Genomic DNA, 14,215 nt, shown 5'->3' with positions numbered 1-14,215 from the left:
GATGACCCTCTATAAAATTTTAACCAATTGATACGGGTGGCGATCGCAATATTTGCTCTTCAGCAAGATGCTTGTTTTTTTTATTGGCAATATCTAGTCGCACCGCATCGACAAAACGACTAACTCTGATGGGATCAATCGACTGTTGAATTTGACCATTACGTTTGAGCGAACTAGAGACAATTACACCATCTGCATATTCCATCAACTGCGGTACATTTTCCCAAGTTGCGCCAGAACCAACAAATAGAGGTGTATCACCGCAAGCAATTTTTGCTTCCTTGAGGTCTTCTGATATTGGTGCTTGCCCCGTAGCCCATCCTGACAAAATCACGGCATCGGCTAGCCCACGATGGATCGTATCGTGAACAGCCGCAGATATTTGCGGTACAGAAATAGGTTGGGCGTGCTTGACCAACACATCAGCAAAGATTTTGACATCTGAGCCTAGTTCGCGGCGATAGCGTAAGAGTTTGTAAGCATCACCTTCAATAATGCCTTGGTCAGTTGCCATGACACCCATCAGCACATTGACACGGATAAACTTTGCACCAACACAGGAGGCGATCGCAAGGGCACTATGACCATCGTTCCGCAAAACATTAATGCCGACAGGAATACCAACCATCTGCTTGACCCGATGGACAATCAGACTCATGGCGCTAACTACCGCAGGATCAACATGATCCTTAGTAAATGGTGCATCAAAAAAATTCTCAACAATAATTCCATGCACTCCACCTGCGGCGAGTGCGGTTGCTTCCTGTTCTGCTCGATCCATGACCTCTTTGAGGCTGCTACCCCAACGTGGTGAAGTCGGCAAGGGCAGAAGATGGATGACCCCAATTACGGGTTTCGGTGTATCAAATAAACTACTTAAATCCACATGCGTGACGCTTATAAAAAATTTGGGTAAAAAGCTGGGTAACTAACTTTTAATTTAACTTGATTATGAGTGCATAATTTTATCGTGAATTCGATCCCCTCATTTCAATTTCTACCGATAAACCGATCAAGTCCCTTAAAGTAAACATAGTCCGCAATCATTTGTCTACGTTATACATGGCTAATATCCCTTTCTCCACTGATGTTTCCGCAGATATTTTGATTCTGTCGAATGGTCCTGGGGAACTAACTACATGGGTATATCCATTTCTACGCGCTTTAGAAACAGCATCGCCAACAGATTCCCATAGATCCTCAATTCGCATTTCGATCGCCCTATCCCCTTGCCAAAATGCTAGTGGTCAGGAAGCACAACTAGCCAAAAGTTTCCCTAATGTGGCACGGGTTTTACCGCAGGATCAGTTTTTTGATTTTTTGCTGTGGGGCAGAACTCCCGATTGGGCATGGGCAAAGCAGGGGATTGTCATTTTCTTGGGCGGCGATCAATTTTTTGCCCTTGCGATCGCAAAAAGACTGGGCTATAAAACCCTGATTTATGCCGAATGGGAAGCACGATGGTATCGCTGGGCAGATAGCTTTGCCGTCAGGAATCAAACGATTGCCGATCGCATCCCGTCTCCATTTCGTGACAAGGCACGGGTGATTGGTGATTTGATGGTCGATCAATCGGGACAAGATGTCGTTAGAGATCCTGCATCTAACCAAAGAATTTGTTTTATGCCCGGGTCTAAGGGACACAAGCTTAAAATCGGTGTACCTCTGGTCGTTGCGATCGCAGATATTTTGCAACAACAACGTCCTGAGTTAGAGTTTGTAATTGCCCTTGCGCCAACCACCACCCCTGAAGTTCTTGCAGAATATGCTCAAAATGTTTTCCCGACTTCTGACAGTACAGGCTCTACAGCCAACTTAACTGATGATGGGAACCTAGTCACCGCTAAAGGTACTGTGATTAAACTTCATCGCGCTTTCCCTGCCCATGAGCTAATCAAAAGTAGTCAGATCTGTGTGACGACAGTTGGCGCAAATACCGCCGAGTTAGCAGCACTAAATCAGCCGATGATCGTACTATTACCCACAAACTTTACGGATATGAAGGTTGGCTGGGATGGCATTCTGGGGCTATTGGCAGCTACGCCATTGCTAGGCAAATCCTTAGGGATGGTCATTAATGCTATCCTGATTGCCCAAATTGAAAAGAAAGGGCAACTGTTAGCTTGGCCAAATATCTGGGCAGGTGAGATGGTTGTGCCAGAGATGCTAGGTAAATTAACGCCGACCCAAGTTGCCGAAAAAATTAGTTTTTATCTTGAGCATCCTGATGAGCTGACCAAAATTTGCGATCGCTTAAAGCAAGTGTGTGGTGAGGCAGGTGCAGCTACTAAACTTGCTGAGATGGCGATTTCTATGCTTTAAACAAAAAATCCTCGCTTTGCGAGGATTTTTTGTTATTTGAGTTTTAGGATGCTACGGCAGTGGGGTAACAAACATTTGTACCGCCTAAGCCGCAATATCCCCCTGGATTCTTGGCAAGGTATTGCTGATGATAGCCCTCAGCATAATAAAACTCACCAGCATCACGAATTTCTGTAGTGATGCCCTGTTTCATTCCCGACGATTTGAGAGCATCCTGATAAATCTCCCTCGATTCTTCAGCAAGTTTTCTTTGGTTATCGTTATACACGTAAATGCCCGACCGATATTGAGTACCTTTGTCGTTGCCCTGTTGCATTCCTTGGGTAGGGTTGTGCGATTCCCAAAATACTTTGAGCAGATCGGCATAGCTGATCAACTTAGGATCAAACACAACTAAAACAACTTCGTTATGTCCTGTCATCCCCGAACAAACTTCTTCGTAAGTGGGGTTGGGTGTTAGTCCTGCGGCATAGCCCACCGCCGTCACATAAACCCCATTTTGTTGCCAAAACTTGCGCTCTGCCCCCCAAAAACAACCTAAACCAAATACAGCTATTTCCATACCTTCAGGAAAAGGTGGCTTTAAAGCATGACCATTCACAAAATGGTGTGAAGCGGTAGGGATGCTGGTTGTCCTTCCAGGGAGAGCATCTGCTGCCGTGGGAAGGGTTAGTTTTTTACCAAATCCAAATAACATACGGTTGTTTTAAAAATTAAAAAATTGATTGAAAATTTGAAAATTTATAGATTTTTGCAAATCTTAAATTATGCATTTATCTCACAAAAAATTAGGGGCTATAGCCCCCCAATTCATTCATCAAAATGATGACTATAGAGTCTGACCGCTAAATGCAAAAAAACGGTCTAACTTAAAATCCAGTGAATCATCGTAAATAGTCAATTTTTCGGGCTTACAGCGTTTAACCATCACTGTCATACCCTTAGAACCTTCTGCTTCCAAATCTTCGATGTAGCCAACTTTGGCTTCCTCAGCATCAGATGTGCTAGCAAATGGTCCAAAGTAGTAAGTACAACGGGGCGAATCAGTAACGATTTCGACCCATACCGCGAGACCAAATGTTTCGAGAGCTGAGGTAAATATATTCTTAAACAAATTACCACCCATGATTTTACATAACTAGAGTGAATGGTTTAGGGGAGGAAAAAGCTTTAACTGTAGGGAGTTGCAATATCTTCGGTAAACCAGATATTGCAAACCTCACCAGATATTAAAGCTTTTCTATATCTTTATATAACTTAAAACAAGACTTCAAGACAAATTGTTCAGGTTTAACGTATTCACCCAACGTTGTCTAAAAATCTCATACAGCGCCATTCCCGTGGCAACTGAAGCATTCAGGCTTTCTACTTTTCCCTCTAAAGGTATAGACACCAGAAAATCACAGTTTTTCTGAACAGAAAGACTCAAGCCTTCATCTTCTGCGCCGATTACCAAGGCAATCGCGCCTGAAAATTTGGCTTTATGAATCGGTTCACTCGCGCCTGCCATAGTGCCATAGACCCAGAAGCCCGCTTCTTTGATCTTTTCAAGGGCGCGGTTGAGGTTAACAACACGGGCAACGGGCAGGACTTCCAATGTACCTGCGGCAACCTTGGCAACTGTGGCAGTAATGCCTGCGGCGCGACGCTGGGGAATGACTAGACCTTGTGCGCCCAAGGCGGCGGCACTGCGAATAATCGCGCCTAAGTTGTGGGGATCGGTGATGCTATCAGCAATAACGATCACGGGCTGTGCAGATTTTTCTTTAGCACTAGCAATTAACAAATCAATGTCAGTGTATTCATAGGCGGAAACCTGTACGGCAATACCTTGGTGTCTGCCATTGTCGGTAATCCGATCAAGGCGCAGGTTATCGACTTCATCGACAACTGCCCCCGATGACTTGGCGGCATCAATGAGCGGCAAGAAGTCGGGAGCATAACGCAATCTGGGGGTTACCCACACGCGGTTGATGCTGCGATCGCTATTTAGTACTGCTTCAACGGCATGACGACCGTAAACAATATCAGGATTGTCTGGATTATGGACTGGCGCAGCAATCCCTAGTTCGCCATCGGGATCAACATTGCGGGAAATTGGCGGCAACGAGCGCCGCTCAAAATTAGGAACGGATGGACGATCCCCGAAATTGCGATCGCGATCAAATTTGCGATCGCCAAAGTTGCGCTCAGGACGATCTCCAAAATTGCGATCCCCACGATCAGAGCGATCTGAGCGTTCGGGACGATCGCTGCGTTCAAACTTTTTATCGCCGAACTTTTTATCACCGAATTTCTTATCAGCAAATTTTTTATCGCCGAACTTCTTCTCAGCGAACTTGTCGCCAAACTTCTTGCCAATGGGTTTATCAAATTTGCGATCAAACCTTGGCTCTGACGAAGAATCGGAGCGCTTCTCATAGCTCTTTTCAGGACGACGATCGCCGCCATACTTGGAGTCAGAGCGCTTGTCTGCATATTTACCTGCATATTTATCAGACTTGCCAGAATACTTGGAATCGGAACGACTATCAGAACGCTTGTCTGAGTACCTATCGGATTTATCAGCGGACTTGTAAGGTTTCTCAAAAGAGCTTTCACCACCACGCTCAGGACGACTGTCCGATCTTTGCTTGTCACCGTACTTATTGTCTGAATATTTTCCTGCGCTACGGTCAGAGCGCTTATCGGCATACTTATCAAAGGGTTTATCAAAAGACTTGTCAGAACGCTTTTCAAATTTGCGATCGGTGTCTCGGCTAGGGCGATCAGAATTGGTGCGATCAGAATTTTCTTTAGATTTGAGTCTAGGTTGCGTTGTCATAGCGGCGCTGGTGTATCGATGTGGCTAATTAGCTGGGTAAAAATTTGGTCAAGGCGATCGCGATCGGTTAGATAAAGATAACCAATCAGTGTTTCAAATCCTGTTGCCTTTTGGTAAATACGAGGATCAACTTTACGTGGTGCAGATCCCGCAGCATTGCGCCCGCGTTTGACCAGATCGCACTCAAAATCTGTGAGATCGAGTTTTTCGAGAAGGTGTGCTTGCTGCTCTGCTCTAACTTGACTAACTACAAGTTGGTGATACTGTTTGGCTGTGCGCGGCGGCAATAAGTAATGCAACCGCATCTGCATTTCATACACAGCATCTCCAATATAAGCTAGGGCAGAGACAGGGATCTCAGCGATATTGTTAAATACTGGGCTAAAGGACATTACAGGATAATGCCATCACAAAATATATTGGGATGATTGGCTTGAAAGAACTTCAGACAATTAGAGACCAAGGAGTAAGTTATGCTTGCCCCTTGATCTCTAAATTTTATCTTACTTACATCATAGGTTGATTGCGGCAGATTTTGACAAAATCAAACGCAATTGGACTTAATCAAAATCGGTCTAGGCTGTCAAGATCTACAAATCCTTGACGGGTAGTTCATTCAGAAAAAATTGCCCCGCTTAATTTGCCTACCTATTGAGTCCTAGTGGTTGTTAATCGATCGATTGTGCTTAGTTTTTGTATATCTAGCCTGTTCTAACTACACTTAAATTCACTAATAAATTTTAATAAATTTACAGAATGTCTACTTAGATTGATTCAGCTTTGCTAGCGCTTCGTCAATGGATGTCTGAAGTGACAAGAACTGGTCGAGTCTCACCAATTTCACAGTCTGGGTAACTCTAGCGTTGGTGATGATTTGCAGCGTACCGTTTAGGGTTTGTGTCTTTTTTGCCATCTGGACTAAAACCCCCAATCCAGAACTATCAACAAAATCAATGGTTGACAGATCTAAAATCACGTTAAAAGGCCCATCCTCAACGCATTTGCCAATGACCTTTTTAAAGGCTGGCTCAGAAAAAGCGTCGAGAAGACCTGTGAGGCGGATTAATTGATAGGTGTCCTTGACTTCGCGGCTGCCTCTTAAACTCACAGTCAGGGTTAGCGGTTCAGGAATAATAACCTCCAAGTGGTGCGAGCGTACCTTAATTTGCGGATATATTCTATTTGCTTTCTCCGCACTTGTCCAGAAGATTCAAAAAATAAAGGGGGTTTAGCCCCCTTTATTTTTTGAATCTGTATACTATTAATGATGTTTGATTGGCTCAGGGAATAGAAATCGGATCTCAAGTCGCTAGGGTTTAGTTTTATACTTAAGAGCTTAGCCCAATGACATATTAGATTCTTTATGATGTCGATCGCCCAAATTCGCCAAACCTTATTAAATAAAGAGCGATCAGCAACCGAAATTGCTCAAGATTTTTTAGATCGGATTGATCGGTTAGAGCCGAAATTACATAGTTTTGTGACCGTTACCCCAGAAGTTGCGATCGCACAGGCAAAAGTTATTGATGCCGCCATCGCCGCAGGGGAAAATTTGCCTGCACTGGCGGGTGTGCCACTGGGCATGAAAGACAACATGTGTGTCAAGGGAATGCCCACCACCTGCGGCTCGAAGATGCTGAAAAATTTTGCGCCCCCCTACGAAGCCACCATTACCGCCAAGTTGAGAGCATCGGGCACAGTGATGGTAGGCAAAACCAACCTCGATGAATTCGCCATGGGTAGCTCCACCGAAAACTCGGCGATCGCCTTAACCGCTAATCCTTGGAATACTGACTATGTACCCGGTGGGTCATCAGGTGGTTCGGCGGCAGCAGTATCAAGTGGCGAATGTGTAATTGCCACGGGTTCTGATACAGGTGGTTCGATTCGGCAACCTGCTTCTTACTGTGGTGTGGTTGGGCTCAAGCCGACCTATGGTTTAGTCTCTCGCTTTGGACTAGTTGCTTTTGCCTCGTCCCTTGACCAGATCGGGCCTTTTGCCAATACCGTTGAAGATGCGGCAATTTTCTTGGGTGCGATCGCGGGCTATGACCCTAAAGATTCCACCAGCATTAACACTAAAATTCCTGACTACGCTTCATTATTAACACCCGATTTAACCCAATCCCTTAAGGGCAAAAAAGTTGGTGTGATTACCGAAACCTTTGGCGAAGGGCTAGATAGCGAAGTGGAAACCGCAGTCAGAAATGCGATCGCACATATGGAGAGTATGGGTGCAGAGGTCTATGAAATCTCTTGTCCTCGCTTCCGCTATGGCTTGCCCACCTACTACATCATTGCGCCTTCGGAAGCGTCTGCAAACCTTGCTCGCTATGATGGCGTAAAGTATGGTTTCCGTGATGAGAATGCGGATAACTTGCTAAAGATGTACGAAAATACACGTGAGCAAGGCTTCGGTGCAGAAGTAAAGCGACGGATCATGATCGGTACATATGTTTTGTCGGCAGGTTATTACGATGCCTATTACCTCAAGGCGCAAAAAGTGAGAACGTTGATTGTTCAAGATTTCCAAAAAGCCTTTGAACAAGTCGATGTACTTGTTTGCCCAACCGCCCCAACTACGGCTTTTAAGGCAGGTAGTAAAACTGAAGATCCCCTTGGCATGTATTTGTCTGACTTGATGACCATTCCTGTAAACTTGGCAGGTTTACCGGGAATTAGTATTCCCTGTGGATTTGATTCTAAAGGAATGCCCATTGGTTTGCAGATGATTGCCAATGTATTGCGGGAAGATGTGTTATTGCAAGTTGCCTATGGCTATGAGCAGTCAACGGCATGGCATCAACAACAGCCTGCTATATAAAACCCAAAAAGCGAGTTGCGGCGCGAAGCGCCGCAACTCGCTTTTTGGGCTTACAGCTATAAAATCTGTAGACGAACGCTGCGCGTGCGCCATGGTTTTTAGGGTTTAGATAATGGTGTTATCAGGAATAACGGCATTTTTGACAACGACGACAATACCGTTACAGATGCAATAGCCTTGATCTTCACGATTTACATCTTGAACGTGATCTTTGTTAATGATCTGCACATTCTTACCAATGCGAGCATTCTTGTCGATGATCGCATGACGAATAATCGTGTTTTCTCCGATTCCCATGGGAACTCGATTGTTTTCTAGATCATCTTGTCGGTCTTCTTGAGGTTGATAGAAGTCACAGCCCATGAGTAGGGTGTCTTCAATCACACAGTTAGCATCAATGTGCATCCGAATACCGACAACAGAATTGTTGACAGTTGCTTGATTAATGAGGCAGCCTTCGCCAATTACAGAGTCCTTGACCTTAGAATCATGAACTTTACTGGGGGGTAAATAGCGGGCGCGGGTGTAAATCGGTTTTTTGGTTTCGTAGAAATTAAAACCTGTAGCTGGATGACGAGTCAATTCTAGATTGGCTTGATAGAATGACTCGATAGTTCCGATATCTTCCCAATATCCTTTATAGAGATAAGCTTGAACATTCAAACTATTGATGGCATTAGGAATAATTTCTTTGCCGAAATCTGTGTGTTCAGGATTGGCACTAAGCAGCTTTAACATTGCTTGCTTGTTAAATACATAGATACCCATTGAGGCAATAAAAGGATTTGCGATCGCAGAGGCTTGATCTAAACCCAGTTTAGTTGTATCAACACGCATTGCCTCTAGGGCTTCACCCTTGGGCTTCTCTAGGAAATTAATCACTTTGCCAGAGTCATCAGTTTTGAGCAGACCAAAGGCTGAAGCTTTTTTCTGATCGACGGGTAAGACTGATAGGGTAATATCTGCACCAGTTTCGCGGTGATGTTGGACGAACTTTTCATAGTCCATGTTGTACAGATGATCACCAGATAGGATTAAGTATTCGCTTACATCCCAAGATTCTAAAAGCCATGAATATCGACGTACAGCGTCGGCAGTACCTTGGAACCAGTCTGGGCTATCGGGAGTTTGCTGCGCCGCCAAAATTTCGACAAAGCCATCAGAGTAAGACGCAGGACGATAGGCTTGATTAACGTGGCGATTTAGTGAGGCGGAGTTAAACTGGGTCAGGATGTAAATCTTTTCAATGCCTGAGTTGATGCAGTTACTTACAGGAATATCGATCAGGCGATATTTTCCTGCTACGGGGACGGCGGGTTTAGCGCGTGTCTTAGTGAGGGGATATAGTCGGCTTCCCTGTCCGCCGCCCAGAATGATAGCCAGTACATTTTTCATAAATTATTCGGATTATCTTGGCTTTTTTATTTGCATATTTTTTCTGAATGCAAACATTGTCTATCTTTGCGGGGATCGTGGCAAGTAATGTAAGAACACAAACGCATAAAGTCGTAGGGCTAATTAATAGAGATAGTTACGGCGTAACTATCTGGAAAAATTAACTTTGGGAACAAGATGTCATATCAACACGTCGGGCGGGGTAAAGTGAAGCCAAATGTGACTGACTGTAGTAGGAAAGTTTTATGATGCTTGTGAAACAAATGCTGGCTAATTCATCTGTTGCACTCATGGGCTTGGGTGCGATCGCAATTACGGTCATCGCTTCGCCACAGACAGCTATTGCCAATTCGCCGCAAAATTTGGCTAGTTTATTACAAAAAGCAACTTTCAGCGATCCCGCTACAGCAAAAACTGCGATCGCAAATTTAAGAGATTTTAAAGATGCGGGGGTGTCGGCTTTTCTCAATGCCTATCAAAAGGATCTGCCCAATAATCCGCAATTAAGAGCAACTCTTGATGCCATTTGTCAACAAAAGGATTGTGATGCCTCGCGCTTGTATTGGTACACAGATCTAGAAGCTGCCAAAACTGCTGCTAAAAATACAGGTAAGCCGATTTTGTCTTTGCGCTTGTTGGGCAATCTCAGTGATGAGCTAAGTTGTGCCAATAGTCGATTTTTCCGCACGGCGCTTTATCCTAATACGGCGGTGTCACAACTATTACGCGATCGCTTTATTTTGCACTGGCAGTCAGAGCGTCCTGTCCCTAAGGTGACAATTGATTTTGGCGATGGTCGTAAGTTAGAGCAAACAATTACAGGCAACAGCATTCACTATGTTTTAGATGCCGATGGTTTGCCGATTGATGCGATTCCGGGGCTATATAGTCCTCAAGCATTTATCGAACAACTCAAGGATGCTGAGAATGTCGCCAAATTGTTGAGCAAGTCAAATAACCCTAGCCTGCGTCGGGAAACCCTAGTTACATACCATCGTGAGCAACTTGCTAAGCTCGAACAAAGTTGGCGCTCGGATCTCACAAGGTTACGCTTACCACTGCAACCATTATTAGAGCGTCCAGCGACAACAGCGAATACTCCAAGTGCTATGCTAGCTAGCCGATTGACCGTAGGAAAGATGATGGTTGAGATGCCCACCTTGACCCGCACTAGCAGTGAGCCATTACCAGAAGTCACACCCACCGATCCCTTTTCAAAGCTCAGTGATACGAATTGGGCGAGATTGGCAAGGCTGTATCAAAATCGTGTTTACCTCGATCAAGGTAGCTTGAAATTAATGCAGCGTAAATTGCCAGCAAGTGCTTCTTTGCCTACGGTAGTTAGCAGTTTTGAAACTGCGATCGCACAGGATACAGTTCGTAATGAATATGTATTCCATGCCCAGATTCACAGTTGGTTTGCTAATGGCGAGTTTATAGATAATTATCTAAATGGCGAGCCGAGGCGTGATGAAAGCCCCCTTGTTTTACTGAATCGACGTGTATATGATCAACTTTTTCTTACTCCAGCAAGTGATCCTTGGTTGGGCTTAGTAAATGAGAATATCTATACGGGAATCAGTAAGTAGTTCAGCAGATCGAAAGAATTAAAATGCGCGTCAAGATTGAGAATGAAGTTCTATTTATTCATCGTGAGGATGTACCGAAATATAATAAACAAGGCTCAATTGTCCGTAATAGTTACTTTTGGGCTTTGCGATCAATTGCTGGTCGCGCCAATTCACGTCATGATTGGGAATTTGAATCGGAAGTATGGATTGCTTTGCAAAGAATGTTGATTTCCTTTGCGGAGTCAGGTTATTTACCAACACGCGAGACTCAATTAGAATTCGCTGCGGAAACAGAGGCAATCCCCCGTGAATTGAGATTAGTATCTACCGTTGAAGATTAGAAGCTAGATCTTATGTCTCTCGCGATGCGAGAGACATAAGATCCTTAAGAGCTACAGCGATATAAAGTAGTCATCTGCTCTAGATTCTTGCTAGGAGCGCGAAGTAAGAACGGCAAATGTCCAACAGGGGGATTCTTAAAATTTGGTTGACTACCCTCAAGATATTCCCAACGTGCAGTTTGGCGATTGTAGATGGTTGCGATCGCAAATACACCCGACTCATTCAGCCAGCCGACATTAGTATAGGTATTGCGAATATCCTGAGCTAAATTTTCATAGATTTTTCTTTGGGCGGTCAGTCCTTGCTTGCTATTACTTGCCCTTGTCCATAGCTGATCAATTAGCACCAAATCTGCACAGGGAATGCGACTTAACTCATCAGGATGGAACGTGCCATCAGCATAGGAGCGCTTACCCGCCGCCTTGAGCAGCAGTAAATAGGTTTCCTGATCCGCCGCTTGCCAGTCTTTGGCTTTGAGATAGCTACTTAATTGGCTATAGCTAGATTTGCTAGTAGTTTGAGTGGGATCTGTAGGAGATGGACTTGCGATCGCAGTTGGTTGATTACTTGGGCGATTAGCATTTAATAGATTGCCATTAACCTGACGATTTACGAGATAAACACCACCAAATATGAACAATGCAACCACCGATGGCATAACTAACCAACTCGGTTTAAATTGTTCAGCCACCCGATCATCACTGATTCTTGGTGATTCCTGACTGAGTTTGGGAAGTTTAGAAATATCCTTTAGCACTTCATCCACACTCTGATAGCGATCGCGAGGATTACAGCGCGTCATTAGATCTAAAATGATCGCAAATTCACGACTGACCTTTACATAGCTCCGCCAGTTCACCTCATTATCGCGATCTCTCGGAAACTGACTAGGATGTTTGCCTGTTAAAGCTTGTAAAGCCAACATCCCTAGCGCATAAATATCACTGGAGGGAACCGACTGTCCACGCTCCTGCTCATAGGACATATATCCGAGCGTGCCAATGGGCAACGTCACCCTAGATTTGTGATGGGCGTTGGCAACTTCCATCTGCACTTGCTTGACTGTCCCAAAATCAATTAATACGAGTTTGCCATCCCGATGCCGACGAATTAAGTTACTAGGCTTAATGTCACGGTGAATCACATGATATGTATGGACAAATTGCAGAATTTCGAGAACTTCTTTAATAATCTGAGCAACTCTTGACTCTGCCATTTGGCTACCCGCAGGCATCTCGGTACTCAGAGGATGACCAGCAATAAACTCTTGCACAAGATAAAATTCTTGATTTTCCTCAAAATAAGCATAAAGCTGCGGAATTAAATCATGCTTACCTAACTCTTGCAGAGTTTCCGCCTCTGATTTAAATAGCTCTAGAGCCTTTTTGGTGAATACAGGATCATCAATAGTGGGATTAAGATGCTTAACCACACAGGGTGGATTTTTGGGCAGGCGCGTATCTTCGGCAAGGTAAGTTTGTGAAAAACCTCCCTCAGCTAACTCTTTAATAATGCGATAGCGGTGATCTAGTAACTTACCTAACATAAAGACATTATAAAAGAATAGATAAATAAGTTTGCATTAATATTATCTTATTTTAAGTTTCCATAAATACAGTATCTTTACATCATTGATGGAATGTAAATCTTGCCAAACAATGGTACTGAATATTTTTATCTTGCTATAAACTATTGAGGATTGCTACAAATCCAGCATTATTTAAAATTAATTTTAAATAATGCTGGATTTGTAACTTGAAAGTATCTCAGCACAAGCAAACTTAAAGTTTAAAGACTTACACTGTCAGCATAGTAGTTAATCTAAGCTCTGGATTTCACCTTTAACGATGTCGCACTAATTAGCTTGTTTATATGTCGCTTAATTCTATAATTATCCCTGTATTATTTATTAATTAAATTTATATTAATAAACACGATTAAATCGTTCTTAATATGCATCAGAATCTATGTTGTGACTAGATCATTTCTTGATTTATATTGATAACTGTCTTCATTACGATTGGAGTGAAATCTTACAAAATGGATACTCAAACTTTACAAAATGTGTTGTCAACCAACTTAAATCTGATATCTGGTGCAGTATTTAAGGTTCTTGCAGCAATTATTCTCTGGTTTGTCGGGCGTAAATTGATTGAAATTGCAGGTAGCCTGACATCTCGCGCCCTCACCAAGCAAAGGATTGATCCCACCCTGATTGGCTATATGCTTGCCAGTCTATCCGTGCTCTTAAATATCGTCTTAGTTGTTGCAATTCTCGGATACTTTGGAGTTGAAACTACTTCCTTTGCGGCTCTCTTGGCGGCGGCTGGTATTGCGATCGGTGCAGCATGGAGCGGATTGTTGGCAAATTTTGCCGCAGGGGCATTTTTGATTATTTTGCGCCCTTTCCAAGTGGGCGACTTTATCTGTGCGGGAGGAATCACAGGTACGGTCGTGGAAATTGGGTTATTTGTAACGACCATTGATACCCCTGATAACGTGCGTACCTTTGTTGGTAATAACAAGCTATTCTCTGACAATATTCAAAATTACTCGGCTAACCCCTATCGTCGTGTTGAGTTACAGGCGCAATTAGATCACTCGGTTAATCCCAATGAGGCTATCAGAATTCTGCAAGATAGAATTGCGAATATTCCCAACGTCATGAGTAATCCCGCACCTTCCATTGAAATTATTTCCTTCACACCCATGGGGCCAGTTTTAGCAGTCAGACCTTTCTGCAACAATGCTCACTATTGGCAAGTTTATTTCGATACCAATCGCATAATTCGCGAAAGCTTTAGTGATTCTGGTTTTGCCGTTCCTCAACAGCATTTTCAAGTCCGTCAGTCTTAATCCCAAAACTAAGGATAAAAAAAGAGGGCAGATGCCCTCTTTTTTTATTGTCTGGGTACTTGGATGCGATATAAGCCAAGT

Annotated in this window: 13 protein-coding genes; 5 read left to right on the top strand and 8 right to left on the bottom strand. The window is 43.7% G+C overall.

Going from position 1 to position 14,215, the window contains the following annotated elements; genetic code table 11:
* Positions 1–19: 19 nt before the first annotated feature.
* Positions 20–886, bottom strand: a complete 867-nt coding sequence (gene btpA, locus H6F41_RS07950; protein ID WP_190402939.1) for a photosystem I biogenesis protein BtpA — start codon at positions 884–886, stop codon at positions 20–22.
* A gap of 176 nt (positions 887–1,062) precedes the next feature.
* On the opposite strand from btpA, the gene H6F41_RS07945 reads away from it, so the two are divergent.
* Positions 1,063–2,322, top strand: coding sequence for a glycosyltransferase family protein (locus H6F41_RS07945; RefSeq protein ID WP_190402938.1), 1,260 nt, complete (start codon positions 1,063–1,065; stop codon positions 2,320–2,322).
* A 43-nt stretch (positions 2,323–2,365) separates the two neighbouring features.
* Here the strand turns inward: H6F41_RS07945 and msrA are convergent, their stop codons facing one another.
* The 5 genes from msrA to H6F41_RS07920 all read right to left on the bottom strand — a co-directional run bounded on the left by msrA (position 2,366) and on the right by H6F41_RS07920 (position 6,311).
* Positions 2,366–3,019, bottom strand: coding sequence for a peptide-methionine (S)-S-oxide reductase MsrA (gene msrA, locus H6F41_RS07940; RefSeq protein ID WP_190402937.1), 654 nt, complete (start codon positions 3,017–3,019; stop codon positions 2,366–2,368).
* A 132-nt stretch (positions 3,020–3,151) separates the two neighbouring features.
* Positions 3,152–3,448 (bottom strand): DUF1816 domain-containing protein, encoded by a 297-nt coding sequence (locus tag H6F41_RS07935; protein WP_190402936.1) that lies wholly within the window; start codon positions 3,446–3,448, stop codon positions 3,152–3,154.
* A gap of 144 nt (positions 3,449–3,592) precedes the next feature.
* Positions 3,593–5,146, bottom strand: a complete 1,554-nt coding sequence (gene rlmB, locus H6F41_RS07930; RefSeq protein WP_190402935.1) for a 23S rRNA (guanosine(2251)-2'-O)-methyltransferase RlmB — start codon at positions 5,144–5,146, stop codon at positions 3,593–3,595.
* Complete coding sequence (locus H6F41_RS07925; RefSeq protein WP_190402934.1) at positions 5,143–5,538, bottom strand: Mini-ribonuclease 3; 396 nt, start codon at positions 5,536–5,538, stop codon at positions 5,143–5,145. The genes rlmB and H6F41_RS07925 overlap by 4 nt, the downstream gene beginning before the upstream one ends.
* Before the next feature lie 368 nt (positions 5,539–5,906).
* Positions 5,907–6,311 carry an STAS domain-containing protein gene (locus H6F41_RS07920; RefSeq protein WP_190402980.1) on the bottom strand — a complete coding sequence of 135 codons (405 nt, stop codon included), beginning with the start codon at positions 6,309–6,311 and terminating at the stop codon, positions 5,907–5,909.
* Between the two features lie 198 nt (positions 6,312–6,509).
* Between H6F41_RS07920 and gatA the strand changes: the two genes are divergently transcribed.
* A complete protein-coding gene (gatA, locus tag H6F41_RS07915) occupies positions 6,510–7,970 on the top strand; it encodes an Asp-tRNA(Asn)/Glu-tRNA(Gln) amidotransferase subunit GatA (protein ID WP_190402933.1) in 1,461 nt (486 codons plus the stop codon).
* Positions 7,971–8,075: 105 nt separating this feature from the next.
* Here the strand turns inward: gatA and H6F41_RS07910 are convergent, their stop codons facing one another.
* Complete coding sequence (locus H6F41_RS07910) at positions 8,076–9,365, bottom strand: glucose-1-phosphate adenylyltransferase (protein ID WP_190402932.1); 1,290 nt, start codon at positions 9,363–9,365, stop codon at positions 8,076–8,078.
* A 245-nt stretch (positions 9,366–9,610) separates the two neighbouring features.
* Between H6F41_RS07910 and H6F41_RS07905 the strand changes: the two genes are divergently transcribed.
* Positions 9,611–10,954: a hypothetical protein gene (locus H6F41_RS07905; protein ID WP_190402931.1), complete on the top strand. Its 1,344-nt coding sequence runs from the start codon at positions 9,611–9,613 to the stop codon at positions 10,952–10,954.
* A gap of 23 nt (positions 10,955–10,977) precedes the next feature.
* Positions 10,978–11,277, top strand: coding sequence for a hypothetical protein (locus H6F41_RS07900; protein WP_190402930.1), 300 nt, complete (start codon positions 10,978–10,980; stop codon positions 11,275–11,277).
* Positions 11,278–11,321: 44 nt separating this feature from the next.
* Here the strand turns inward: H6F41_RS07900 and H6F41_RS07895 are convergent, their stop codons facing one another.
* A complete protein-coding gene (locus H6F41_RS07895) occupies positions 11,322–12,824 on the bottom strand; it encodes a protein kinase domain-containing protein (RefSeq protein WP_190402929.1) in 1,503 nt (500 codons plus the stop codon).
* A gap of 494 nt (positions 12,825–13,318) precedes the next feature.
* On the opposite strand from H6F41_RS07895, the gene H6F41_RS07890 reads away from it, so the two are divergent.
* Complete coding sequence (locus tag H6F41_RS07890; RefSeq protein ID WP_190402928.1) at positions 13,319–14,134, top strand: mechanosensitive ion channel family protein; 816 nt, start codon at positions 13,319–13,321, stop codon at positions 14,132–14,134.
* Positions 14,135–14,215 lie beyond the last annotated feature (81 nt).

Origin of the sequence: Pseudanabaena mucicola FACHB-723, from assembly GCF_014696385.1 — a bacterium.
GTDB lineage: Bacteria > Cyanobacteriota > Cyanobacteriia > Pseudanabaenales > Pseudanabaenaceae > Pseudanabaena.
This window is presented reverse-complemented; position numbering and strand designations above follow the sequence as displayed.